The sequence below is a fragment of the Falsiruegeria sp. JB4-1 genome (genome assembly GCF_055693495.1).
This window is the reverse complement of record NZ_JBVFTZ010000001.1, coordinates 1,566,555-1,589,799: the sequence shown is the minus strand read 5'-3', so window position 1 is coordinate 1,589,799 and position 23,245 is coordinate 1,566,555. Positions and strand designations below refer to the sequence as shown.

General features: G+C 58.6%; 16 protein-coding genes, 3 tRNA genes and 4 pseudogenes. 13 read left to right on the top strand and 10 right to left on the bottom strand.

Annotated elements, in window-relative coordinates; translation table 11 throughout:
- From ACZ1HE_RS08200 to mraZ, 6 genes and pseudogenes are all read right to left on the bottom strand, one after another.
- A complete protein-coding gene (locus ACZ1HE_RS08200) occupies nucleotides 1-1,383 on the bottom strand; it encodes a UDP-N-acetylmuramoyl-tripeptide--D-alanyl-D-alanine ligase (protein ID WP_472620326.1) in 1,383 nt (460 codons plus the stop codon).
- Nucleotides 1,380-2,861, bottom strand: a complete 1,482-nt coding sequence (locus tag ACZ1HE_RS08195; protein ID WP_472620325.1) for a UDP-N-acetylmuramoyl-L-alanyl-D-glutamate--2,6-diaminopimelate ligase — start codon at nucleotides 2,859-2,861, stop codon at nucleotides 1,380-1,382. Before ACZ1HE_RS08195 ends, ACZ1HE_RS08200 begins: the two co-directional genes overlap by 4 nt.
- 19 nt (nucleotides 2,862-2,880) lie before the next feature.
- Nucleotides 2,881-4,668 carry a peptidoglycan D,D-transpeptidase FtsI family protein gene (locus ACZ1HE_RS08190; protein ID WP_472620324.1) on the bottom strand — a complete coding sequence of 596 codons (1,788 nt, stop codon included), beginning with the start codon at nucleotides 4,666-4,668 and terminating at the stop codon, nucleotides 2,881-2,883.
- On the bottom strand, nucleotides 4,665-5,015 hold the full coding sequence (gene ftsL / locus ACZ1HE_RS08185) for a cell division protein FtsL (protein WP_472624407.1): 351 nt from the start codon (nucleotides 5,013-5,015) through the stop codon (nucleotides 4,665-4,667). Before ftsL ends, ACZ1HE_RS08190 begins: the two co-directional genes overlap by 4 nt.
- 6 nt (nucleotides 5,016-5,021) lie before the next feature.
- Nucleotides 5,022-6,002: pseudogene (gene rsmH / locus ACZ1HE_RS08180) on the bottom strand (16S rRNA (cytosine(1402)-N(4))-methyltransferase RsmH); the annotation flags it as partial.
- 4 nt (nucleotides 6,003-6,006) lie between these two features.
- Nucleotides 6,007-6,511, bottom strand: a pseudogene (gene mraZ, locus ACZ1HE_RS08175) (division/cell wall cluster transcriptional repressor MraZ).
- Nucleotides 6,512-7,462: 951 nt separating this feature from the next.
- Here mraZ and ACZ1HE_RS08170 point away from each other — a divergent pair.
- Both ACZ1HE_RS08170 and ACZ1HE_RS08165 read left to right on the top strand, forming a co-directional pair.
- The gene (locus ACZ1HE_RS08170; RefSeq protein WP_472620323.1) at nucleotides 7,463-7,687 is read left to right on the top strand and encodes a DUF1127 domain-containing protein; all 225 of its coding nucleotides are present in this window, start codon (nucleotides 7,463-7,465) and stop codon (nucleotides 7,685-7,687) included.
- A gap of 479 nt (nucleotides 7,688-8,166) precedes the next feature.
- A complete protein-coding gene (locus ACZ1HE_RS08165; RefSeq protein WP_472620322.1) occupies nucleotides 8,167-8,457 on the top strand; it encodes a DUF1330 domain-containing protein in 291 nt (96 codons plus the stop codon).
- On the opposite strand, the gene ACZ1HE_RS08160 is transcribed toward ACZ1HE_RS08165, so the two are convergent.
- Nucleotides 8,454-10,664, bottom strand: a complete 2,211-nt coding sequence (locus tag ACZ1HE_RS08160; protein WP_472624405.1) for an ATP-dependent helicase — start codon at nucleotides 10,662-10,664, stop codon at nucleotides 8,454-8,456. The genes ACZ1HE_RS08165 and ACZ1HE_RS08160 overlap by 4 nt on opposite strands.
- Before the next feature lie 399 nt (nucleotides 10,665-11,063).
- Here ACZ1HE_RS08160 and ACZ1HE_RS08155 point away from each other — a divergent pair, with 399 nt between their 5' ends.
- The 7 genes and pseudogenes from ACZ1HE_RS08155 (at nucleotide 11,064) to ACZ1HE_RS08125 (ending at nucleotide 19,303) form a co-directional block, all read left to right on the top strand.
- On the top strand, nucleotides 11,064-12,827 hold the full coding sequence (locus ACZ1HE_RS08155; protein WP_472620321.1) for a sensor domain-containing diguanylate cyclase: 1,764 nt from the start codon (nucleotides 11,064-11,066) through the stop codon (nucleotides 12,825-12,827).
- Between the two features lie 44 nt (nucleotides 12,828-12,871).
- Nucleotides 12,872-14,028: pseudogene (locus ACZ1HE_RS08150) on the top strand (alpha-hydroxy acid oxidase).
- Nucleotides 14,029-14,167: 139 nt separating this feature from the next.
- Nucleotides 14,168-17,605, top strand: coding sequence for a pyruvate carboxylase (locus tag ACZ1HE_RS08145; RefSeq protein ID WP_472620320.1), 3,438 nt, complete (start codon nucleotides 14,168-14,170; stop codon nucleotides 17,603-17,605).
- Nucleotides 17,606-18,042: 437 nt separating this feature from the next.
- Nucleotides 18,043-18,117 (top strand) — tRNA-Gly (locus ACZ1HE_RS08140).
- Nucleotides 18,118-18,158: 41 nt separating this feature from the next.
- Nucleotides 18,159-18,233: transfer RNA gene (locus ACZ1HE_RS08135), tRNA-Gly, on the top strand.
- A 42-nt stretch (nucleotides 18,234-18,275) separates the two neighbouring features.
- Nucleotides 18,276-18,350: transfer RNA gene (locus ACZ1HE_RS08130), tRNA-Gly, on the top strand.
- Nucleotides 18,351-18,439: 89 nt separating this feature from the next.
- Nucleotides 18,440-19,303, top strand: a complete 864-nt coding sequence (locus ACZ1HE_RS08125; RefSeq protein ID WP_472620319.1) for a GNAT family N-acetyltransferase — start codon at nucleotides 18,440-18,442, stop codon at nucleotides 19,301-19,303.
- A gap of 4 nt (nucleotides 19,304-19,307) precedes the next feature.
- On the opposite strand, the gene ACZ1HE_RS08120 is transcribed toward ACZ1HE_RS08125, so the two are convergent.
- Complete coding sequence (locus tag ACZ1HE_RS08120; protein ID WP_472620318.1) at nucleotides 19,308-19,547, bottom strand: Lrp/AsnC ligand binding domain-containing protein; 240 nt, start codon at nucleotides 19,545-19,547, stop codon at nucleotides 19,308-19,310.
- 183 nt (nucleotides 19,548-19,730) lie between these two features.
- Here ACZ1HE_RS08120 and hisB point away from each other — a divergent pair, with 183 nt between their 5' ends.
- From hisB to hisH, 3 genes and pseudogenes are all read left to right on the top strand, one after another.
- A complete protein-coding gene (gene hisB, locus ACZ1HE_RS08115; protein WP_472620317.1) occupies nucleotides 19,731-20,318 on the top strand; it encodes an imidazoleglycerol-phosphate dehydratase HisB in 588 nt (195 codons plus the stop codon).
- Nucleotides 20,319-20,366: 48 nt separating this feature from the next.
- The gene (locus tag ACZ1HE_RS08110) at nucleotides 20,367-20,849 is read left to right on the top strand and encodes a GFA family protein (RefSeq protein WP_472620316.1); all 483 of its coding nucleotides are present in this window, start codon (nucleotides 20,367-20,369) and stop codon (nucleotides 20,847-20,849) included.
- A gap of 68 nt (nucleotides 20,850-20,917) precedes the next feature.
- A pseudogene (hisH, locus tag ACZ1HE_RS08105) lies at nucleotides 20,918-21,555 on the top strand (imidazole glycerol phosphate synthase subunit HisH).
- On the opposite strand, the gene ACZ1HE_RS08100 reads toward hisH, so the two are convergent.
- Nucleotides 21,556-21,954, bottom strand: coding sequence for a DUF2147 domain-containing protein (locus ACZ1HE_RS08100; protein ID WP_472620315.1), 399 nt, complete (start codon nucleotides 21,952-21,954; stop codon nucleotides 21,556-21,558).
- A 135-nt stretch (nucleotides 21,955-22,089) separates the two neighbouring features.
- On the opposite strand from ACZ1HE_RS08100, the gene hisA reads away from it, so the two are divergent.
- Complete coding sequence (gene hisA, locus ACZ1HE_RS08095; RefSeq protein ID WP_472620314.1) at nucleotides 22,090-22,812, top strand: 1-(5-phosphoribosyl)-5-[(5-phosphoribosylamino)methylideneamino]imidazole-4-carboxamide isomerase; 723 nt, start codon at nucleotides 22,090-22,092, stop codon at nucleotides 22,810-22,812.
- On the opposite strand, the gene ACZ1HE_RS08090 is transcribed toward hisA, so the two are convergent.
- Complete coding sequence (locus ACZ1HE_RS08090) at nucleotides 22,809-23,180, bottom strand: hypothetical protein (protein WP_472620313.1); 372 nt, start codon at nucleotides 23,178-23,180, stop codon at nucleotides 22,809-22,811. The genes hisA and ACZ1HE_RS08090 overlap by 4 nt on opposite strands.
- Nucleotides 23,181-23,245 lie beyond the last annotated feature (65 nt).

The window sequence follows — 23,245 nt, the reverse complement described above, 5'->3', positions numbered from 1 at the left end:
TTATCCGGCCCCTTGACCCAATTTCCGCAGACCGTCAACGATCCGCGCCAATCCCATGCTGAGCGAGCCTTTGGCAAGCACGATGTCGCCAGTTTCGACCAGTTCATTCAGCTTTTGTGCCATTTCAGCACTGGTTTCGCACCAGAAACCGCGTTTGTCATTCGGTAAAGCCAAATGAAGAGATTTCATCAAAGGTCCGACACAATGCACCTTCTCAATGCTGGACATCGCCTCCAAATCCGCAAGCCCTGCGTGCAACGCGTCAGCTTGCGGGCCCAACTCCTTCATGTCACCCACAAAAGCGATGCGACGCACACCCTTGGCTGCGGCAAGAACCGCCAGCGCTGCCGCCATCGACGTAGGATTGGCATTGTAGCTGTCGTCAAGCAACTCGAAGGACCCATCTGGCAAGGTCAGCGTCTCGCGCACGCCGCGCCCCTTGAAGGGGCGCCAAGTTGCAAGCCCGGTGACAGAGGCTCCTTGATCCGCGCCAAGGGCTGCGGCAGCAGCCAGGGCACCTAAACCGTTCATTGCAAAATGAACGCCAGCGGATTGAATTTCAAATGTAATTTCCTGCCCCGCAACGGCTGCACGCGAAATGGTTTGATCCCCATCAAGCTCAACACTTTGCAGGTGATAGCCCTGTGCTTTAGTGCCAAAGGCGAGGACGGTCGCCCGAGCCTGCGATGCCGCTTCGCGCAGGACCTCTGCGTCGTCGATATCCGCGTTCACTACGGCCACGCCGCCCGGTTCCAACCCTTCAAAGATCGAAGCTTTCTCTTGTGCGATTGCGGTTACGCTATCGAATGCCTCTAGATGTGCGGCGGCCACGGTGGTGACCATCGCCACATGAGGGCGGGTCTGTTTGGCCAGCGGGGCGATCTCTCCGGGATGATTCATGCCGATCTCGATCACTGCGAATTCAGTGTCTGCCGGCATCCGGGCCAGCGTCAGCGGCACGCCCCAGTGGTTGTTGTAGCTGGCCACGCTGGCGTGGGTCTTGCCCTGACCACCCAGCATTGCTGCCAGCATTTCTTTGGTCGAGGTTTTGCCGACCGAGCCGGTCACGGCCACAACCCGCGCATCTGTGCGCGCGCGCGCTGCCCGACCCAAATCCTCGAGCGCGGTTTGCACATCATCAACCAGCAACAAAGGCGCATCATCCGATAAGTCATTGGGAATATGAGAGACAAGAGCGGCACCCGCTCCCTTCTCCAAAGCTTGCCCCACAAACTCATGCCCATCACGCGCGGCCTTTAGCGCCACAAACAGATCACCCGGCTCAAGGGTACGGGTGTCGATCGACACGCCATTAACCGACCAGTCGCCTATTGCACGTCCCTTGGTGGCTTCTGCGGCTTCGGTTGCAGTCCAGAGTGTCATGCCAGCCCCCCATCCAAAGCGGCTACAGCAATGCTGGCCTGTTCCACGTCGTCAAAGGGCAGAACCTGATCACCCACGATCTGACCTGTCTCGTGCCCTTTGCCGCAAATCAGCAGCGAGTCACCCGGCTGCAAGGCATCCACCCCGCGCAAAATCGCCTCGGCGCGGTCGCCCACTTCGGTGGCTTCTGGCGCACCGCCCATGACGGCGGCCCGGATGGCGGCCGGGTCTTCGCTACGAGGGTTATCGTCGGTGACAAAGACGATATCGGCGTTTTCTGCCGCTGCTTGTCCCATCAAGGGGCGTTTGCCAGCATCCCGGTCCCCGCCGGCGCCGACGATGGCAATCAGGCGGCCCATAACATGAGGGCGCAAGGCTTTCAGCGCGGTCGAAACCGCGTCCGGCGTATGCGAGTAATCGACAAAGACCGACGCGCCATTGCTGCGGGTCGCGGCCAGCTGCATCCGCCCGCGTACCGTCGCCAGATGGGGCAACGTGTCGAACACGTGTTCTGGGTCATCGCCGCTCGCAATCACAAGACCACAAGCCAGCAGGATATTTTCGGCCTGAAAGCCACCAATCAGGTTGAGGCGGGTTTGAAATGGTTTACCGCGCCACGAGAACCGCAAGTCCTGTCCCGTGGCATCAAACCGCTGGTTCAGCAGGCTCAGATCGCAGTTACTGCGCCCCACGGACAACACCTCTTGCCCACGTGACGCCGCGATTGCGCGCATCTCGGCCCCTTTGGGGTCATCCATATTGATCACCGCCGTGCCGTCCTGTGGCAACACCCGGCGGAACAGGCCCGCCTTGGCGGCAAAGTAGGCCTCGAAGGTATCGTGATAGTCTAGGTGGTCCTGGGTAAAGTTAGAAAACCCTGCTGCGATAAGGTGCACGCCATCCAGTCGCCGTTGTTCCAGACCATGGGATGAGGCTTCCATCGCGGCGTGGGTCACGCCGTTCTCTACCGCTTCGGCCAAGGTACGATGCAGCGTGATCGGCTCGGGCGTGGTGTGCGCAAGCGGCGCGGTCCAGGCGCCTTCTACACCAGTGGTGCCCAGATTGATGGCGGCATGCTCCAGTTCAGACCAAATTTGACGTACAAAAGTAGAAACCGAGGTTTTGCCGTTTGTTCCCGTAACTGCGATCATGGTCTTGGGCTGTTTACCGAACCAAAGCGCCGCCGCCCCGGCCAAAGCCTGTCGCGGGTCTTCGGCAATGACAACCGCGACGTCCGATTGGGCCAGTTCGTCTGCCGCAATTTCAGCGCCTTTGGCATCTGTCAGAATAGCCGAGGCCCCCATACGCAGAGCATAGGTGATGAATTCGCCGCCATGTACCCGCGTGCCGGGCATCGCTGCGAACAGAAAACCGGATTTTACCTCGCGGCTGTCAACCGCCAACCCCGTGATATCCGGGTCCCGACCACCGCGCGCGGTCAGGGCCAGCTGGCTGAGTTTCTTTGCCGGTGTGCCCATGACGCCCCTGCCCAATTGGTTAATTCGAGGTCAGCGTTATACCAGCGGTTTCGCCGGGCTCAACCTGCGGCCTGAGCCCCAGCAATGGCGCAACGCGGCCAATCATCTCGGCCGCCACCGGAACTGCGGTCCAACCCGCGGTACGGCGCTTTTCGCCGTAGGCAGTGATTGATGGTTCATCCAGTGTTACCACCAGCACATATTTCGGGTCGTGGGCCGGAAAAAGCGTGGCGAATGTGGCGATCACCTTGTCATCATAGTACCCGCCGCGGGGTTTGGGTTTGTCAGCCGTGCCGGTCTTGCCGCCAACCGCATAGCCCGGAACCTCGCCAAAGCTGGCTGTCCCACTGGTCACAACCTTTCGCAACATCTTGCGCGCCTGACGGGCCGCTGTCGGCGACATCACGCGAGGGCCATATTGTGGTCCTTTCTGGCGCAGGATTGTCGGGCTGACATAATGCCCGCCATTGGCAATCGCGGCATAACCAGCCGCCAAGTGCATTGGGCTCGTGGACAACCCGTGACCATATGAGATCGTGACTGAGCTCAATTCGCCCCATTTCTTGGGCAACAAAGGTTGACCGCCCTGCGCCTCGACTATTTCGAAAGGTGTCGGGTCGAACATACCCAAGGAGTTCAGAAACTCTTTTTGCCGCTTGATCCCGATCTGCATTGCAAGCCGTCCGGTGCCCCGGTTCGAGCTTTTGACGATGATGTCGGCAACACTCAGCTTGCCATAGTTCTTGTTACGGAATTCGCCAATCCTGAAGCCGCCGACCTTCATCGGGCCCGAAGTGTCAATGATGGTTTCCGAATTGACGAGGCCCAGATCAACTGCCTGTGCTGCCGCAAAAATCTTGTAAACCGACCCCAGCTCGTAAACACCTTGTACGGCACGGTTAAAGAGCGGGCTGTCGGAAGGGTCAAAACCGACTGTGGGTGGGCGTGGGCGGTCGTTGGGGTCGAACGCTGGCAATGAGGCAACCGAAATCACCTCGCCAGTGTGCACATCCATCAGAACCGAGGACGCTCCCTTGGCGTTCATAATCTTCATGCCGCCCAGCAGAACACGCTCAGCCGCGGCTTGCACGGTCAGATCCAGCGAGAGTTTCAGCGGCTTGGCGCCATTGCCCGGGTCGCGCAGATAGCCATCGAACTGTTTTTCCACACCCGCGACACCGATCACCTCGGCGGCGTTCACACCTTCCTTACCAAAACCTGCCCCGCCCAACACATGGGCGGCCAGCATACCGTTGGGATAAAGCCGCATTTCGCGCGGGCCAAACAGCAGGCCGGGATCACCGATATCGTGTACGGCCTGTTTCTGCTCGGGCGAGATCCGTTTCTTGATCCAGATAAACTTGCGCTTGCCAGTGAAGTCCTTGATCAGGCGCTCTTTTTCTAGATCCGGGAACACCGTTACCAGCCCTTCGGCAGCGGCAACCGGGTCGACCATCAACGGTGGTTGAGCATAGAGCGAATGGGTTTCGAAGTTGGTGGCCAGAATACGACCTTCGCGGTCGACGATGTCGGCGCGTTGGGTGGCGATGTTGGCGCCTTGAGCACTGGCCAGCGGTTCTTGGGCCTCGGACGTGGCCAAAAGGCCCATGCGGGCACCCACGACCGAAAAGGCACAGAAGAAGAAGACACCCAGAACCAAAAGACGCCCCTCGGCACGCGCGCGGGTGCGGTCCTGCATCTCTTCGTGGCGTTGGCGAATATTCTCGCGTTCAATAGCGTCTGGGTTTTCGCCCTTGCTGCGGGCGTCCAGAATTCGAGCAAGCGGACGGAGCGGCGTACGGATCATGGGAACTGCTCCCCATTCAGGGTCGAAACATCAACCGCATTGGTAATCGGTGGCAGATCCACCGGGGGATAGGCGACCTCGTCCACGCGACCGAACTGATCAGGGCGCAGAGGTAGCAGGCCCAACCGGTCAAAGTTCAGATCGGCCAGCTCGCGCAAGCGATCCGGGCGGTTGAGGTAGGCCCACTCAGCGCGCAATACACTCAAGCGAATCTGGGCCTCGCCAATCTCACGCTGGAGACGCTGGGTATCTTTGAGGACCTGCTGCGTCTTGTAGTTTTCCTGATAGGCCCAAAGGGCAAGGCCAAAGACCGCCAAGGCCGTCAAAACGTAGATCACGCTTCTCATCGTTTCCCCCTTCAGCATCGGCATACCGATACTCTTTCCTTCAACCTCCCCCGCCGGGGCGTCGGTACGGATGGCCACGCGCAACTTGGCCGAGCGTGAGCGTGGGTTTTCTTCCAGTTCCTGCTCATCAGGCCCAACGGCCTTGCGCGTCTTGATCGTGAACTGCGGCGCATCCTGTACGATCTCCGGTGCGTAGCGGTTGGCGCGCCCAGTTTTGCCCGCACGCGCCTGCAAGAACCGTTTGACCATCCGGTCTTCGACAGAATGAAAGGTGACCACAGCCAATTGGCCGCCGGGCTTCAATGCACGCTCGGCCGCCATGAGGCCGCGAAACAGTTCGCCATATTCATCGTTCACCGCGATCCGCAGCGCTTGGAAACTGCGCGTGGCGGGATGCGATTGACCGGGCTTGGGGCGTGGCAGGCAAGATTCGATGATCTTGGCCAGCTGCAGGGTCGAAGTGATCTTCCCGTCAGCGCGCTCTCGTACAATGGCCTTGGCGATCCGGCGGCTGGCGCGTTCTTCACCGTAATGAAACAGGATGTCGGCGATATCTTCCTCGGCGGCCTCGTTCACCAGATCAGCCGCAGATGGGCCATCCTGCGACATGCGCATATCCAACGGGCCGTCTTTCATGAAAGAAAAGCCGCGTTCGGCCAAGTCCAGCTGCATCGATGAAACACCCAGATCCAGCACCACACCGTCCAGATCGTCTGCATATTCATCCATGCGTGAAAACACACCGGCCTGCATCACCAGCCGGTCGCCATAATCTCCCGCCCAATCAGCGGCCATTTCAAACGCCAGCGGGTCGCGGTCTACGCCAATGACTGTGTCCGCACCTGCGGCCAGCAAACCGCGGGTATAGCCGCCCGCGCCGAAGGTCCCATCCAGCCAAGTGCCCGCAACCGGGGACACCGCTGCCAGCAAAGGGCGCAACAATACAGGGATATGAGGGTCTTGATCGGGGCGGGCCGCAGCAGCCATGCCGTTACGCGCCCCCTGCGCCATCAAGGAAGGCCATCGGATCGAAATCGTCTGGCAGCTCGTCCAGCCATTCCTCGGCTTTGGCAAGCTCTTCCGTTTCGTATGTTTCGGGCTTCCAGATCTGGAAAGTGTCACCGGCGGCGATAAAGAACGCCTCTTTCTCCAGGTCGATCTTCTTGCGCAGCTTGGCTAGGCAAAACCAGACGTCCGGTTTCATCGACGGCAGTGGGGAAAGATTGACCATGGAACATGCGCTGGAGCATTTTACGCTCCATCGAACCACGCGGGAGCGCGTCGATCTTGGCGTCGACCTCGTCGATCGCCTCCATCGTGTAGCATTCAAGGAACTTGCGGCGGTGGTCGCCATAGACAATGACAAGTTCGGGCTGATCGCCGGACTGCCAGTTCGGGTCGCCAGCCTCTAGAACACGGCGAAACGAGGCAGGAATCGACACCCTGCCCTTCGTATCTACCTTATTCTGGCTTTCGCCTCTGAACCTGCGCGCCAAAACGACTGTCCCTTTCGCTATGCGCCAACTTTTTCGTCCCCAGAAAGTAGAAACGGCGGGTTGATCTGCTGCCACTGATCAACCCGCCGCCTGATCCCGCTGTGCGGGGATGTCCGACTGCGCGCGCCACCTGGGGGATGTCTGCTCGCTCGCGCGCCGGATCTCTTGGTTCTGATGAAAGCGAAGCGCCTGTATGAAACCTGCTTATTGTTGGTTTGGGATCGTTTGGCGTCCCGTGTCGTCTCGTTCTCATCCGATGAACAAGGGATGCCATGGGAATTCATGGAAATCAATAGGAAATTTTGGAGAGACTCGTGAAACTGACTAATTGGCAGAGTATAGTCAACCTTCCAATCGGCGACACATGCACATCATATAGTTACTTGAGAAATGCCTTTATCTACATATAGACAAATCGAAACCACTAAAGTTTTTCCCATCGTTTCCCAAAAAATCTCTCGCGGGTGAAAATACAGCTAAACAGCGGTCCAATTTAAGTGAGCCTTTAGGATTCGACCACCATTTTCGCCACAAACACTAGCCCCTGGGAACATGGTCCCATGAATTCCCAAGTATCCCATGCAATCCCTCCCGTGTTTTCCCATCGGCAGCCCACCCAACTCACGTCAAGGGCACATCGAGTGAGTCGATCGCACGAAGTATTGGCAAAGTTTTTTCAAGGGCCGGATTTGCGTCACGCTGCGTAAGAAACAGGCGCTTGATCATTTGTGACAGGAAATTCCTTGCCGTAAGAACGTATCAGGCACATCAAAACCCCAATAAAACAAGTGTGTTCCGAGAAGGCCGTGATTTCATGAAGCAATCTATGCAATTGCTGCATAGCGGCATTGACACGGCAAGCCATTGTGCACCTGCAGCATTTCCTTATTTTCAATCTCAAGCAAACGCCGCACCGACGCGGAACAGACGATACGACGATAGGTAAAGAACATGGCTGTCACCAGCGACTACACTGCCGCCAAAGGCGCAACATTCTCCGGCTTCTCTGCAATGATCGAGGCCGCAAAAACCCGCTATATCCGCAACCGGATGTACCGTCGCACTGTTAACGAGCTGAGCGCCCTGTCGGCGCGTGAGCTGGCCGATCTTGGCCTGCACCGCTCAATGATCAAACGCGTCGCCGAACAAGCATCGGCGGAATACGCCGCGCGCTAAGCGGCACAAGATACTGAATTCAGGTCTCTCCTCCTCCCTGGGACCTGAGTTAAGCGGCGACATCGTCCTCCTCCCTGATGTCGCCGCGACTTAATACCGGCCCTGATGATGCCGGATGCAGATACACCGGGTCGCTCCTCCCTGACCTTGGTGTTGAAAGCGAACGGTGGCGCCCGCCTCCTCCCTGGCGTCACCGTGACCCCATACCGGCCTAATGACGCCGGAACGCGGATACATCCGGGCCTCTCCTCCTCCCTGGCCTTGGATGTTGAAAGCGCGCGGTGGCTTCCTCCTCCTCCCTGAAGCCGCCGCGACCTCATACCGGGCTCAAACCCGGGTTCGAATACATCGGGGCTCTCCTCCTCCCTGTCTCGATGTTGTCATGAACGGCGGTTCCCCTCCTCCTCCCTGGGAACCGCCGTTTTTTGTTCTTAGTAAGGGGTGGTATGCTGGAGGCCTCTGCAGCCAGGGAGCTCAAGATGCCTGCCTATTTCTTTGCACAGCTGAACATTCACGACAGCGAAGGGTACCAGGAGTACCTCAAGGGGTTCATGCCGATCTTTGAACGACACAAGGGCCGCCTGCTCACGGTTTCATCTAAAACCGTCGACTGTGTCGAAGGGGACTGGCCCGAGGGGAGCGTGGTGTTGATGGAATTCCCAGACCTGGAAACAGCCTATGCGTGGAAGAACGATCCCGACTATGTCGAGCTTGCGCGCATCCGGCACGCCACGGCATCAACCAACGCAATCATCGTTGATGGTCTTTAAAACGGCACGTCGTCGCTGGCCGACAGGAACTTGGCCACGACCTTTTTGGTGCCTGCCTTTTCGAACTCGATCTCAAGCTTGTCGCCTTCGATCCCGATCACCGCACCATAGCCGAATTTCTGGTGAAATACGCGCTCTCCAAGCGTAAAGCTGGACACTGCATTCAGATCGATCACAGGGCTTCTGCTCTCTTTGGGTTGCGACAATCCCCGTTGCCCTTGCCGGGCTTGAAGTCGCCTCCATCCCGGCGAGTTGTAGACATTCGCCTCGGCCGCGCGAGTTTCGATGCCTTGCGAACTGACGCCGACCGCACCACCACCGTACAGGCCGGATGGGGTAAGGACGTCAACGTGATCCTCAGGCAGCTCATCGACAAACCGGGACGGCATGGAATTTTGCCATTGCCCGAACACCCGCCGATTGGCGGCAAAGGAAATCGTGCACAGCTCTTCGGCGCGGGTGATTCCCACGTAAGCCAGGCGGCGTTCCTCTTCGAGGCCCTTGAGACCGGATTCGTCCATTGAGCGTTGCGAGGGGAATAATCCATCCTCCCATCCCGGCAGAAAGACAGCCGGAAATTCCAAGCCTTTGGCCGCGTGCAAGGTCATGATCGACACTTTGGCGCCATCTGATTCCTGTTCGTTGTCCATCACCAGGCTGACATGCTCCAGGAACCCTTGCAGGTTCTCGAAATTGTCCAGTTGGTTCACCAGTTCCTTGAGGTTTTCCAACCGTCCCGGAGCTTCGGGCGTTTTAGTATTCTGCCACATGGTGGTGTAGCCGGATTCGTCCAAAACGATCTGTGCAAGCTCGATGTGGCTGACCTCTGGCTGGCCAAACGCCAATTGCGGCTCGCCTCCGTCGTCGATCACCTCATCTTCATTGGCCTCGATCACAGGCCCGCGTGTCATGGTGCGCCAGCGGGCCAGATCTTCGACCAGTTTGCGCAGAGCGCCAGCACCTTTGCCTTTGATCAACCCCTGATCCAAAGCGATCCGCGCACCATCAACCAAAGACACCCCGTTCGAGCGTGCAGCGATCTGGATGGTTTGCTGTGCCTTGTCGCCAAGACCGCGCTTGGGTGTGTTGACGATGCGTTCAAATGCCAGATCATCATCAGGCGACACCACCAGCCGGAAATAGGCCATGGCATCGCGAATCTCTAGCCGCTCATAGAAGCGCGGGCCGCCGATCACCTTGTAGGGCAGACCAATGGTCAGAAACCGATCTTCGAACGCACGCATCTGGTGCGAGGCACGCACGAGAATCGCAATGTCATCCAGACTAAAGGGACGCATGCCGCGCGTACCACCCTGCATCGCATCGATCTCTTCGCCGATCCAGCGCGCCTCTTCCTCGCCATCCCAATGACCGATCAGGCGAACCTTTTCGCCCTCATCCGCTGCGGTCCACAGTTCTTTGCCCAAGCGGTTTTCATTGCCGCGAATGACGTTGGATGCGGCGGCAAGGATATGAGGGGTCGAGCGATAGTTCTGCTCCAGCCGCACCACATGCGCGCCCGGGAAATCCTTTTCGAACCGCAAGATGTTGCCCACTTCGGCCCCGCGCCAGCCATAAATCGACTGATCATCGTCGCCCACGCAGCAGATGTTCTTATGCTTCCCCGCCAGCAGCCGCAGCCACAGATATTGGGCCACGTTCGTATCCTGATATTCATCGACCATGATGTAGCGGAACCAGCGTTGGTACTGTTCCAGCACATCTGGGTGCGCCTGAAAGATGGTGACGACATGCAAAAGCAGATCGCCGAAATCGACGGCGTTCAGCTCTTTCAGACGGGTTTGGTATTGCGCGTAAAGCGCGACACCCTTGTTGTCATAGGCCCCGGCGTCCGCCGTGGGTACCTTGTCCGGCGTCAAAGCGCGGTTTTTCCAGCCATCAATGACGTTCAACAGCAGCCGCGCGGGCCAGCGCTTGTCGTCGACCCCCGCTGCCTGCACCAGTTGCTTGATCAAACGCAGCTGATCGTCGGTGTCCAAAATGGTAAAATTCGATTTCAGTCCTGCAAGTTCGGCATGTCGCCTGAGCAGCTTGACGCAGATAGAGTGAAACGTCCCAAGCCAGGGCATTCCCTCGGCCGGTTGGCCCAACATGCGGCCCACGCGGTTCTTCATCTCGCGCGCGGCCTTGTTGGTGAAGGTCACGGCCAGAATCTCGTTTGGGCGAGCCTTGTGGGTATTGAGCAGATGGACAATGCGTGTTGTCAGAGCCTTGGTTTTGCCTGTGCTCGGCCCCGGCCAGCATCAGCACCGGACCGTCCAGCATTTCAACGGCTTCTCGCTGCGCCGGATTGAGGTCATCCAGATAGGGCATCGGCCGCGCGGCCATCGCGCGCGCGGAAAGGGAAGGTTGCTGCGCGGCGCCTTCAAAGGCGTCCATTTCGTCAAAGCTGCTCATGCCTGCAAAGTAATTGGGAATTCACCGAAGGGAAAGGGTTTGTTCACGACATGTTCGCGATTCTGGCGCAATTTGAGCAGAATTTGCACAAACCCGTGTACAGGTTTGAGGGACCAGAAGGTCTCTTGTTAACTTCATCTCAACCTCTGCTTCACATGTTTCCAGCTGAAGTACGGGAGCGCGAAACGATGACGACGGAATACAAGGCTTCGGCTGCACGGCAGCTGAAGTGGGCGAGCGCGGGTATATTGTTGATAACGATGATCGTGGCAGCCGCATGGGGCGTCTACACATTGCCGACCCCGATCGTCGACAGCATGCTCGAAGCAGACATTCGCAAACAATCCGAAATGTGGAAGCGCCGCGTTCTGCTGCACATGGAAAGCCCCGAAGCGACGTTTCAAACCGGCGTGATAGGCTTACATGATCAGGAGTTCCTGGAGCTTATGCCCGAAGCCTCGGATGTGTACCGGTTCAAGTTGTTCCACGCCGATGGCACTGTTTTCTGGTCCACCCGTGCTTCGGACGTCGGCACAACCAACACCAAATCCTACTTTACCGGAACTTTGAAGAACGGCGAGGTCTACTATGCCCATGAGGAGGTCCCAGCTTCGGAGATCGATGACCTGATCCTGCACTCGGGCCTTGTTGGGGCGCAGATGGATCACCACGTGGCCGAAGTGTTCGTGCCGGTCATGCACAACAGCAAGTTTCTGGGCGCAATCGAATTTTATACAGACATCACCGAGCTTCGCGAAACCTTCATCTGGCGAGTCCGGTTGCTGCTTGGCGCGTTGTGCGGCGTTGCTCTGGCCGCGATGACAATTGTGACTTTGGTCCTGTTTCGCACCAACCGCCATCAGATCAACTCGCTACGCGCCCGCTCTCAAAGCGAACGCGAGCTGATGGACGAACAATTGCGTTTGGCCCGTGAAGTGCGCTTGCTGGGAGAGTTGAACGAGTGGCTGCAATCCAGCCGGTCATTGGACGAACTCTTTGACATGGTTGCTAAATTCATGACGCACATTCTGCCCGATGCCGAGGGGAGCGTCTATGTCTACTCCAACTCGCGCGACGTGCTGGACGGCAGCGCCAGTTGGAATGGCGGCACGCATAAGGATCACATCCACCCCGACGGTTGCTGGGGCCTGCGTCGCGGGCGGACCTATGAATATGGCGCCACAGAGGTGGACTTTGTCTGCGAACATGCCGAACCGCATGATGGCCGCCCCTATTTCTGCTTTCCAATTCTGGCGCATGGGGAAACAGTTGGCCTGATGCACCTGCGCGCGCAGCACGAAAGCGAGGGGATTCTGGCCCAGAACAAGAAGCTGGCGCAGATGTGCGCAGAACAGATCAGCATGGCCATTGCTAACGTGCGGATGCGTGACCAGTTGCACGACCAATCCGTACGGGATCCGCTTACCGGCCTGTACAACCGTCGCCACATGACCGACCAATTGCGTAAACTCATTTCCCGCAGTCAGGCCAGTGGGGCATCGATCAGCCTGGTCGCTGTGGATGTCGATCACTTCAAGAAATTCAATGACAACCATGGCCACGATGCAGGCGACATGGTGCTTCGGGCCGTGGGATCGGTACTACAGCAATCGTGCGACGGTGATGAAATCGCCTGCCGCATGGGTGGTGAGGAATTCACCCTGATCTTGCCCGACAACAGCCCGTCCGAAGTGCAGAGCCGCGCCGAAAAACTGCGCAAGGCGGTCGAGGACATTGCCGTTCGTTATGGAGATAAGACACTGCCGCGCATCACGATTTCCCTTGGACTCGCGCATTACCCGACCCACGGCACCATGCCTCAGGACCTGATGCGCTCGGCGGATGACGCACTTTATGATGCGAAGGCCAAAGGGCGCAATCAGGTGCGCATCGCGACCTTGCCGCATCAGGCCGAAGAAAACAAAGAACAACCTCAAATCGCGGCAGAATAAAGCCAGGCGCTTGCAGAATCGCCCGTTGCATCCGATCAATCGGCATGGATCTGCACAGCACCTATCCCGGCGTCATGGACCTGAAATGGCGGGCCAAACGACGGCTGCCCAAATTTGTCTGGGAATACCTGGACAGCGGCACGGGGGTCGAAGCCACCAAAGCCCGCAACCGAAATGCACTCGACCGCATCGGGTTTGAGCCCTCGATCCTGCATGGCGCGCTGCAAAGCGAGCTATCAACCCGCCTTCTGGGGCAGGACTTTCCCCTACCCTTTGGCGCGGCCCCTATTGGCATGTCCGGCCTAATCTGGCCTGGAGCAGAAGCGCTATTGGCACGAGCCACCGCACAAGCCGGGATTCCCTATACGCTGTCCACTGTCGCCAGCCGCAGCCCGGAAGAGCTGGCACCGCATGTGGGACCGCACGCGTGGTTTCAGTTGTACCCGCCCAAGGACCCTGAAATCCGCCAAGATGTAATAAATCGCGCCCGCCGAGCGGGTTTTTCCACATTGGTGCTGACTGTGGACATCCCTGTCGCCTCGCGCCGTGAGCGTCAGACACGATCGGGTTTGACGCAGCCGCCCAAATTGACCCCACGCCTGCTGGCCCAGATTGCAACGCGCCCCGCTTGGGCCATGGGCATGATGCAAGAAATGATCCAGGATGGCATGCCGCGCATGCGAACACTGGACAAATACGTCTCCGAGCAATTGAACCTCCCCCCACTGCTCACATCGGATACCTGCTCCGCACTTCACCCGATATGGACTATGTGAAATGGCTGCGCGATCATTGGGAGGGCCCGTTCATCATCAAGGGTGTGATGCGACCCCAGGATGCCAAGCCGCTGGAAAATGCGGGCGTCGACGCGCTGTGGGTGTCAAACCACGCAGGTCGTCAGTTTGACGGGGCCCCTGCGTCGATCGAAGCCCTGCCTGCGATTCGGGCCGCGACGCGGCTGCCGCTGATCTTTGACAGTGGTGTCGAAAGCGGCTTGGACATCCTGCGCGCCATTGCCTCTGGCGCGGATTTTGTGATGCTGGGACGTGCCATCCATTTCGCACTTGCAGCACTTGGAACGCGCGGACCAACCCACGTGATCGATGTGCTAAGACAGGACATGATCGCCAACATGGGCCAGATCGGCGCGGCCACACTAAAAGATCTACCACCTGTCCGAGCCCTGTCGGAGTTGAGTTAAATCGCGAAGCAATCACTGCACCGCAGAAAAAAACGGCGTTTGCGAGCGATAACATGCCGGTTCTACCCAGAACTACCAATATACGTACGCTTATTGTCCGCCTAAAACCCACGCCCAACGAAGAGAGCCGGGACCTGCCATGACAGACTTCAAGAAAATCCTGATCGCGAACCGCGGAGAGATTGCGATCCGCGTGATGCGGGCCGCCAATGAGATGGGCAAAAAGACGGTTGCCGTCTTTGCCGAGGAAGACAAGCTGGGCCTGCACAGGTTCAAAGCGGACGAGGCGTATCGCATTGGCGAAGGGATGGGGCCGGTTGCTGCCTACCTGAGCATTGATGAGATCATTCGTGTCGCCAAGGAAAGCGGCGCAGATGCGATCCATCCGGGCTATGGCCTGCTTTCGGAAAACCCCGACTTTGTGGACGCCTGCACCAAGAACGGCATCACCTTCATCGGCCCCAAGGCCGAAACCATGCGTGCCCTTGGCGACAAGGCCAGCGCCCGTCGGGTTGCGGTTGAGGCCGGTGTTCCGGTCATCCCGGCGACCGAGGTTCTGGGCGATGACATGGACGCGATCCGCGCCGAGGCGGCTGAAGTTGGCTATCCGCTGATGCTGAAAGCCTCCTGGGGCGGCGGCGGGCGCGGTATGCGCCCGATCTATGGCCCGGATGAGTTGGAAGAAAAAGTGCTCGAAGGCCGCCGCGAGGCTGAAGCCGCGTTCGGAAACGGCGAGGGGTATCTTGAAAAGATGATCACCCGCGCCCGCCACGTCGAGGTGCAGATCCTGGGCGACAAGCATGGCGAGATTTATCACCTCTATGAACGTGATTGCTCGGTCCAGCGCCGCAACCAGAAAGTGGTTGAGCGCGCTCCTGCCCCGTATCTGACCGAAGACCAGCGCGCCGAGATCTGCGAGCTGGGCCGCAAGATCTGCGCCCATGTGAATTATGAGTGCGCGGGCACTGTAGAGTTTCTGATGGATATGGCCTCGGGTAAGTTCTACTTCATCGAGGTGAACCCCCGTGTGCAGGTCGAACACACCGTCACCGAGGAAGTCACGGGCATCGACATCGTGCAGGCCCAAATCCTGATCGCCGAGGGTAAGACCCTGGCCGAGGCGACTGGCAAGGTCGCTCAGGACGAGATCCGGCTGAACGGCCATGCGTTGCAGACCCGTGTGACCACTGAAGACCCGCTCAATAACTTCATCCCTGATTACGGCCGCATCACCGCCTATCGCTCGGCCACGGGCATGGGCATCCGCCTGGACGGCGGCACGGCCTATGCGGGCGGCGTGATCACGCGGTATTACGACTCGCTCTTGACCAAGGTCACTGCCTGGGCGCCGACGCCCGAAAAGGCGATCGCCCGGATGGACCGCGCGCTGCGGGAATTCCGTGTACGCGGTGTCTCGACCAATATTGCTTTTGTCGAGAACCTGCTGAAACACCCAACGTTCCTGTCGAATGAATACACCACCAAGTTCATCGATGAGACACCGGACCTGTTTGATTTCAAACGCCGCCGAGACCGGGGCACCAAGGTGCTGACCTACATCGCCGACATCACGGTGAACGGGCACCCCGAGACCAAGGATCGCCCCCTGCCAGCAGCGGATCTGAAGATACCGCGCGCACCGGAACGCCGGGCCGAGCCGATGATGGGCACCCGCAACCTGCTGGAGCAAAAAGGCCCGCAGGCGGTGGCCGATTGGATGAAGGCGCAGCGCCAGCTGCTGATCACCGACACCACCATGCGCGACGGGCACCAGTCGCTGCTGGCGACGCGTATGCGCTCGATTGACATGATCCGCGTGGCACCGACCTATGCGTCGAACCTTCCGCAGCTGTTCTCGGTCGAGTGCTGGGGCGGCGCGACCTTCGACGTGGCATACAGGTTCCTGCAGGAATGCCCCCGGCAGCGTCTGCGCGACCTGCGCGAGGCGATGCCGAACCTGATGACGCAGATGCTGCTGCGCGGTTCGAACGGGGTTGGCTACACCAACTATCCCGACAATGTGGTGCAGGCTTTTGTCAAGGAAGCGGCCAAGAACATCGACGTCTTCCGCGTCTTCGACAGCCTGAACTGGGTCGAGAACATGCGCGTGGCGATGGATGCGGTGATCGAGCAGAACAAGATCTGCGAAGGTACCGTCTGCTACACCGGCGACATCCTGAACCCAGAGCGCTCCAAGTATGACCTGAAATACTATGTCGCCATGGGCAAAGAACTGCGAGACGCAGGGGCGCATGTGCTGGGGTTGAAGGACATGGCCGGTCTATTGAAGCCCGCCGCTGCCCGCGTGCTCATCAAAGCCCTGAAAGAGGAAGTTGGGTTGCCGATCCACTTCCACACCCATGACACGGCGGGCATCGCCTCCGCGACCATCCTTGCTGCCGCAGAGGCTGGTGTGGATGCGGTCGATTGCGCGATGGACAGCTTCTCGGGCAACACCAGCCAAGCGACGCTTGGCTCGGTGGTCGAGGCGCTGCGCAACACCGATCGGGACACCGGATTGGACATCAAGGCGATCCGCGAGATCAGCGATTACTTTGAAGCCGTTCGGGGCCAGTACGCTGCCTTTGAAAGCGGCCTGCAGGCGCCCGCGTCCGAAGTGTACCTGCACGAGATGCCCGGCGGTCAGTTCACCAACCTCAAGGCACAGGCCCGCTCGCTGGGGCTGGAAGAACGCTGGCACGAGGTCGCGCAGATGTATGCCGACGTGAACCAGATGTTCGGCGACATCGTCAAGGTGACACCATCGTCCAAGGTGGTTGGCGACATGGCGCTGATGATGGTGAGTCAGGGATTGAGCCGAGATGACGTGGAAAACCCATCGACGGATGTGGCCTTCCCGGATTCGGTGATCGACATGATGCGCGGCAATCTGGGGCAACCTCCGGGCGGCTTCCCCGACACAATCGTGGGCAAGGCGCTGAAAGGTGAAGCGCCCAACACGGAACGTCCGGGCAAGCACCCGGAGCCTGTCGATCTGGATGCGTTGCGCGCGCAAATTTCGAAAGAACTTGAAGGCAAGGTGGTCGATGACGAGGATCTGAACGGCTACCTGATGTATCCCAAGGTCTTCATGGACTACATGGGCCGCCACCGCACCTATGGCCCAGTGCGGGCCCTGCCGACCAAGACCTTTTTCTACGGTATGGAGCCCGGCGAAGAGATCGCGGCCGAGATCGACCCCGGCAAGACGCTGGAGATCCGGCTGCAAGCCCTCGGTGAGACCGACGAAAACGGCGAAGTGAAGGTGTTCTTTGAGCTAAACGGTCAGCCCCGTGTGATCCGGGTGCCGAACCGCTTGGTCAAATCCTCGACCATCCTGCGGCCCAAGGCCGAAGTTGGCAATGCCGACCACATCGGCGCACCGATGCCCGGTGTTGTGGCCAGCGTTGCCGTACAGGCAGGCCAACAGGTCAACGAAGGCGATCTGCTGCTGACCATTGAAGCAATGAAGATGGAAACCGGCATCCACGCTGAACGATCGGCCACCGTCAAGGCCATGCACGTTCAACCCGGTGGCCAAATCGACGCTAAAGATTTGCTCATCGAGCTCGAGTAAATCAAAGCGCAAATAGAGCATGTTGCGTTCAATCTCGAACGCAACATGCCGCGAACAATACCGGTCAATTTGATTGCAATGTCCGAAAACGGGAAACAATCAGATATATCTCTGACTTGCTCCGCGTCACGATAAAACTGTGATCTTGATCTGAGTCGGCGGCTGTAGGACTGGCAGATCTTCAGGCTGTTTCGCACCTGTGACCGGGGTTAGAACCGCGAAGGAGCCGAATGCAACCAACGCCCCCAATACCACATAGATTTTTCCAAAAACCATGGATTACCTCGTTCAACAATGAGCTAGATGGATTCACTTTGAATGAAACGGCTGAACAAACGGTTTCCGGCTCATCGTTCTGACAAAGAATTTTGGCCCTTCTGCACTTTTGCTCTTGCGGTACGGCCTCAGAAATTCTAATTCACGCCTCACTCAAGGAGGCGGGCGTAGCTCAGGGGTAGAGCATAACCTTGCCAAGGTTAGGGTCGGGCGTTCGAATCGCCTCGCCCGCTCCATTGAGATCCGGATCACCCATCCGGAGCACAGACTTGATAGTGCGGGCGTAGCTCAGGGGTAGAGCATAACCTTGCCAAGGTTAGGGTCGGGCGTTCGAATCGCCTCGCCCGCTCCATCAAGATCCCGGTAACCCATCCGGGAACAAAAGATATCGGTTGCGGGCGTAGCTCAGGGGTAGAGCATAACCTTGCCAAGGTTAGGGTCGGGCGTTCGAATCGCCTCGCCCGCTCCAATATCTTCTCTCTTTCTCTACATTGGTGACTTGGCGGCGACGGGCGTTCTGCGTCATGCTTGGGGTGTTCAACCCTCAAGGTGTTTCCCATGTCCGCAGACTACTACATCCGCCCCCTCTCCTCAGACGAAGTGCAGATTGCCGTGGATTGGGCTGCAAACGAGGGGTGGAATCCGGGGCTGTCAGATCGAGCATGCTTTCTGTCAGTCGATCCAGAGGGGTTTTGGGGCGGATTTCTGGATGGAGAGTTGATCGCCACGATCTCGGTCGTCAACTACGACACGCAGTTCGCCTTTCTGGGCTTCTACATCGTGCACCCGGACCACCGTGGACGCGGAGCCGGGCTGCGTTTGTGGCAAGCTGCCGTCAAACACGCGGGCCGCCGCCTGATCGGGCTGGATGGGGTGCAAGAGGAACAGGCAAATTACGCCAAGTCTGGCTTTGAGCTGGCCTATCGCAACATCCGGTTTGGCGGGCAAATCGGGCGGGCCTTGGCAAACTTGCCCGACAGTGCCCATGCGAGACCGCTGAGCCACGTCACGGCTGAACTAGAGCGTTTCGACCGTGCCGCCTTCCCTGCCCCGCGTACTCCGTTTCTGGCGATGTGGCTGGGCACACATGGGCATGAAGCACGCGCCGTTGTCGATCATGGCACCCTTCAGGGATACGGCGTCATCCGGCCGTGTCGAAGCGGTTACAAGATCGGCCCCTTGTTTGCCGACACGTCGCAGATAGCGCGCGACCTTGCCGGGTCCTTGCTGGCCTCAGTTCCCGCAGCCGATCATGACAGGGAGGTGTTTCTGGACGTGCCCGAGCCGAACAAGGCGGCCCTATCCCTTGCGCGTGACCTAGAGTTGACCCCGGTGTTTGAAACCGCGCGCATGTACACCGGTCCGGCCCCCGATATTGACCTGGGCCGAATTTATGGCGTCACCACATTCGAGTTGGGTTAGACGCTCAAAACGCCTTGAACGTCATCGTGGTCAGGGATCGTTCGATGTTGGGGATCACCAACAGGTGCTCGTTGATGTAGTGACCCACGTCCTCATCCTCGGGGATGTAGAGTTTAAGCAGCAGATCGTATTCACCGCTGGTTGAATAAAGCTCAGAGTGGATTTCGCGCAGGGCGATATCCTCGGCCACCTTGTAGGTCGAGCCGGGTTTGCAGCGGATCTGAATGAAAACACACGTGGCCATTTGGGGCGCCCTTTGTCGGGGGAGTTAATCTATGGTCAAGCTGCCATGCTGTGCGGGTGGGTGCAATCCCTTGCGGGATCGGTGTTTTGCGCAACACTTGTGTCGCAGGTCGCCTGCTCGGGGTGGCAATGCGCGGGCTGTTTTGACTATAAGCAGCCCCGTGACCATCAGGGAAAGACCGCCATGCGCCGCGCCACCATCACCCGCCAGACCGCCGAAACCGAGATTTCGGTCGAGATCAACCTCGACGGCACCGGAGCTTATGACAACCAGACCGGCGTCGGGTTCTTTGATCACATGCTGGACCAGTTGGCGCGCCACTCGCTGATCGACATGACAATCCGTGCCAAGGGTGATTATCACATCGACGATCACCACACGGTCGAGGACACAGGCATTGCCCTGGGTCAGGCGCTGACCGCAGCCATTGGGGACAAGAAGGGTATCAACCGCTATGGCGAATGCCACCTGCCGATGGATGACGCTCAGGTGCGCTGTGCACTGGACCTGTCAGCGCGCCCTTTCCTGATCTGGAACGTGGACCTGCCGACACAGAAAATCGGCACGTTTGATACTGAACTGGTGCGCGAATTCTTTCAGGCGTTCAGCACCCATGGCGGCATCACCCTGCACATCGACCAGTTGCACGGGTTCAACAGCCACCACATCGCCGAGGCCGCATTCAAGGCTGTGGCGCGTGCTTTGCGCACCGCAGTCGAGACCGACCCACGCAAGGCGGATGCGATCCCGTCGACCAAAGGCGCGCTCTAACTCGCATCTGTGATAGGCTTCCTCTAGAACCTTCACAGGGGCTATTGCATGCAAAGTCATCAAGGCGGCTGCTTGTGCGGCAAAGTAAAATATCGCGTTTCCGGTGAACCACTTTGGGTCACCGCCTGCTTTTGCAAGTTTTGTCAGCAGGCAAGTGGCACAAACGGGGTTGTCCTTCCAGCTTTTGACCTGACGCAATTCGAAGTCGTCCAAGGGGAACCCACCCAGTATTCTCATATCTCAACGGGCAGTGGCAAAGCGGTGAACATTCATTTTTGCAACCGTTGCGGAACAAAAACCCATCTGACCTTTGAACGCTGGCCCGATCGGTTAGGTATCTATGCCGGGACGTTTGATGATCCTGGCTGGTTCAAGTTCGAGCCGGACAACAGCAAGTTCATTTTCGTAGATGAAGCCGTGCGCGGCACCATGGTTCCACCCGGCTTCAAGGTCTTTCGTCAACACGCCGCAACCGCAGAAGGCACCCCGCTGGAACCTGAAATCATGCAAGAAGCGCTTCACATCCGCTGAAGGCTTGGCAGCAGTGACCCATTGCGCTAGGCAGCGTGCGAGCTTTTAACCACTCGGAGCGCCCCTTCATGCTGACCGTAATCATTGACTATGAATCGGGCAATCTGCACTCGGCAGAGAAAGCGTTTCAACGCATGGCGCGCGAGGCAGATGCCGGGGAGGTTGTTGTGACATCGGACGCTGATGTCGTGGCACAAGCTGACCGATTGGTGTTGCCCGGTGATGGCGCCTTTCCGGCCTGCGCAGCCGAATTGCGCGGACACAAAGGCATCTATGACGCGATGGTCGAAGCGGTTGAGATCAAAGGCCGCCCGTTTCTGGGCATCTGCGTGGGCATGCAGCTGATGGCCAGCAAGGGGCACGAATACCGGGAAACCGACGGTTTGGGCTGGATCGCGGGCGACGTGATCAAGATCGAACCTTCAGACCCCGCCCTGAAAGTACCGCACATGGGGTGGAACGATCTGGTTATTGATCACCCTCACCCGGTGTTTGATGGCATCGAAACGGGCGACCACACGTATTTTGTGCATTCCTACCATTTCCGCGTAACCAACCCGGCCGAACGCCTGGCGCACGTGGATTATGCAGGCGACGTCACCGCCGTGATCGGGCGTGACACGATGGTGGGCATGCAATTCCACCCGGAAAAAGCCAGAGCACGGGGCTCCGGCTTATTGCGAACTTCCTGAACTGGAAGCCGTAATTACTTGACGCGCTTCCAATCCTGACCGCGACAGATCAAACCACCTGCAACACAGCCTTTGACGGTGAGTGTATTGCCGCTGAGCGACATTTTTGAACTGTAGGTTTTGTCTGAATCCGGGGCCCAGATTTTTCCACCGGAATAAGAGCCACCACCGTCTGGCGTCATGTCCCAGATCATCTTTTTGCCCAGGTTCTCATACTCGGGCGACATGTTGCCCGAGCTGTCAAAGGCCGTATTGATTGTTCCACAGATTGCGCTGCCGCATGGTGCGATGGCAACGTGCAGATAGGCCCCATCGTCGGCTTTTTCGGTTTGCCAAATACCCGCTACCGGTTCCGCTGCTGCCATACCGGCAAAACCAAGCCCCAGTGCCGCGCCCAAGATCAGATGTTTCATAAGCGTTTCTCCCTGTTTTGACTGACTGTGGCGCGCATGCCCTGCATCTGGCAAGGTTGACTTTGGGTCGCGTTGCATCCTTGGGCGGTCTCATGCCATATCGCCGCGAAACGTGACGCGAAAGGCTGCCCCACTATGATCCTCTACCCTGCCATCGACCTCAAGGACGGACAGGCCGTGCGCCTGCTGCGCGGCGAAATGGAAAAGGCGACCGTGTTCAACGACGATCCCGCGGCCCAAGCACGCGCCTTTGTGGACGCAGGGTGCGAATGGCTGCATTTGGTGGATCTGAACGGTGCGTTTGCCGGTGAGCCGGTCAATGCAGCCCCGGTCGAGGCGATCCTGGCGTCTTGCGACGTCCCCGCCCAGCTGGGCGGCGGCATCCGTGACATGGCCACCATCGCGACCTGGATTGAAAAAGGATTGGCCCGCGTGATCCTCGGTACCGTGGCGGTCGAAAATCCCGATCTGGTGCGTGAAGCCGCGCGCGAATTTCCAGGCAAGGTTGCCGTTGGCATCGACGCGCGCAACGGCATGGTCGCCACCAAAGGTTGGGCCGAGGAAACCGACGTGCAGGTGACCGAACTGGCAAAATCGTTCGAGGACGCTGGCGTGGCGGCGATCATCTACACGGACATCAACCGCGATGGTGCAATGCAAGGCCCCAACATCGAAGCAACTGCCGACTTGGCCCGCGCCGTATCGATCCCGGTCATCGCCAGCGGTGGCGTCAGCTCGCTGGACGACCTGATTGCCCTGCGCGATTGCGGTGTCGCTTTGAATGGCGCCATTTCGGGCCGCGCCCTTTATGATGGCGCTTTGGATTTGAAAGAGGCTCTGGCAACCCTCAAGGGTTAACCTCCAGCTGGTTCAACAATGGTCCAGACGTTGGGCAGTTTCTGCTGCCCGACATAGGGCTGCAAAGTGGTCTCATTGACGCGTTCGATGCGCCAGCATTCGGACCGGTTGCTCCACGTTTCACACCACAGATCCTGCCGGATCGACCAGGAACTGGTATAGACGCGCTCACCAAAGGTGCCCTCACCCTTACCGGACAGCTCTCCGGGGCCGTAGGTCTGCACCCAACGCTTGGAATAATCCTCGTTCGAAATCCCCGACAAAGTTGCACCGGGAATAGTCTGCATCAGATCCTGCGCGCTCATCATCTCGCCCGCAGTTACGGGCGCAGCAAAAAGTGTCAGGGCCAATGTCATTTGTTTCAGCATGGGGTTCCTCCCTTCACGCGCATTTTAACACGAAGGGAAGGTTTGCCCGAATCCCGGCGTCGCGC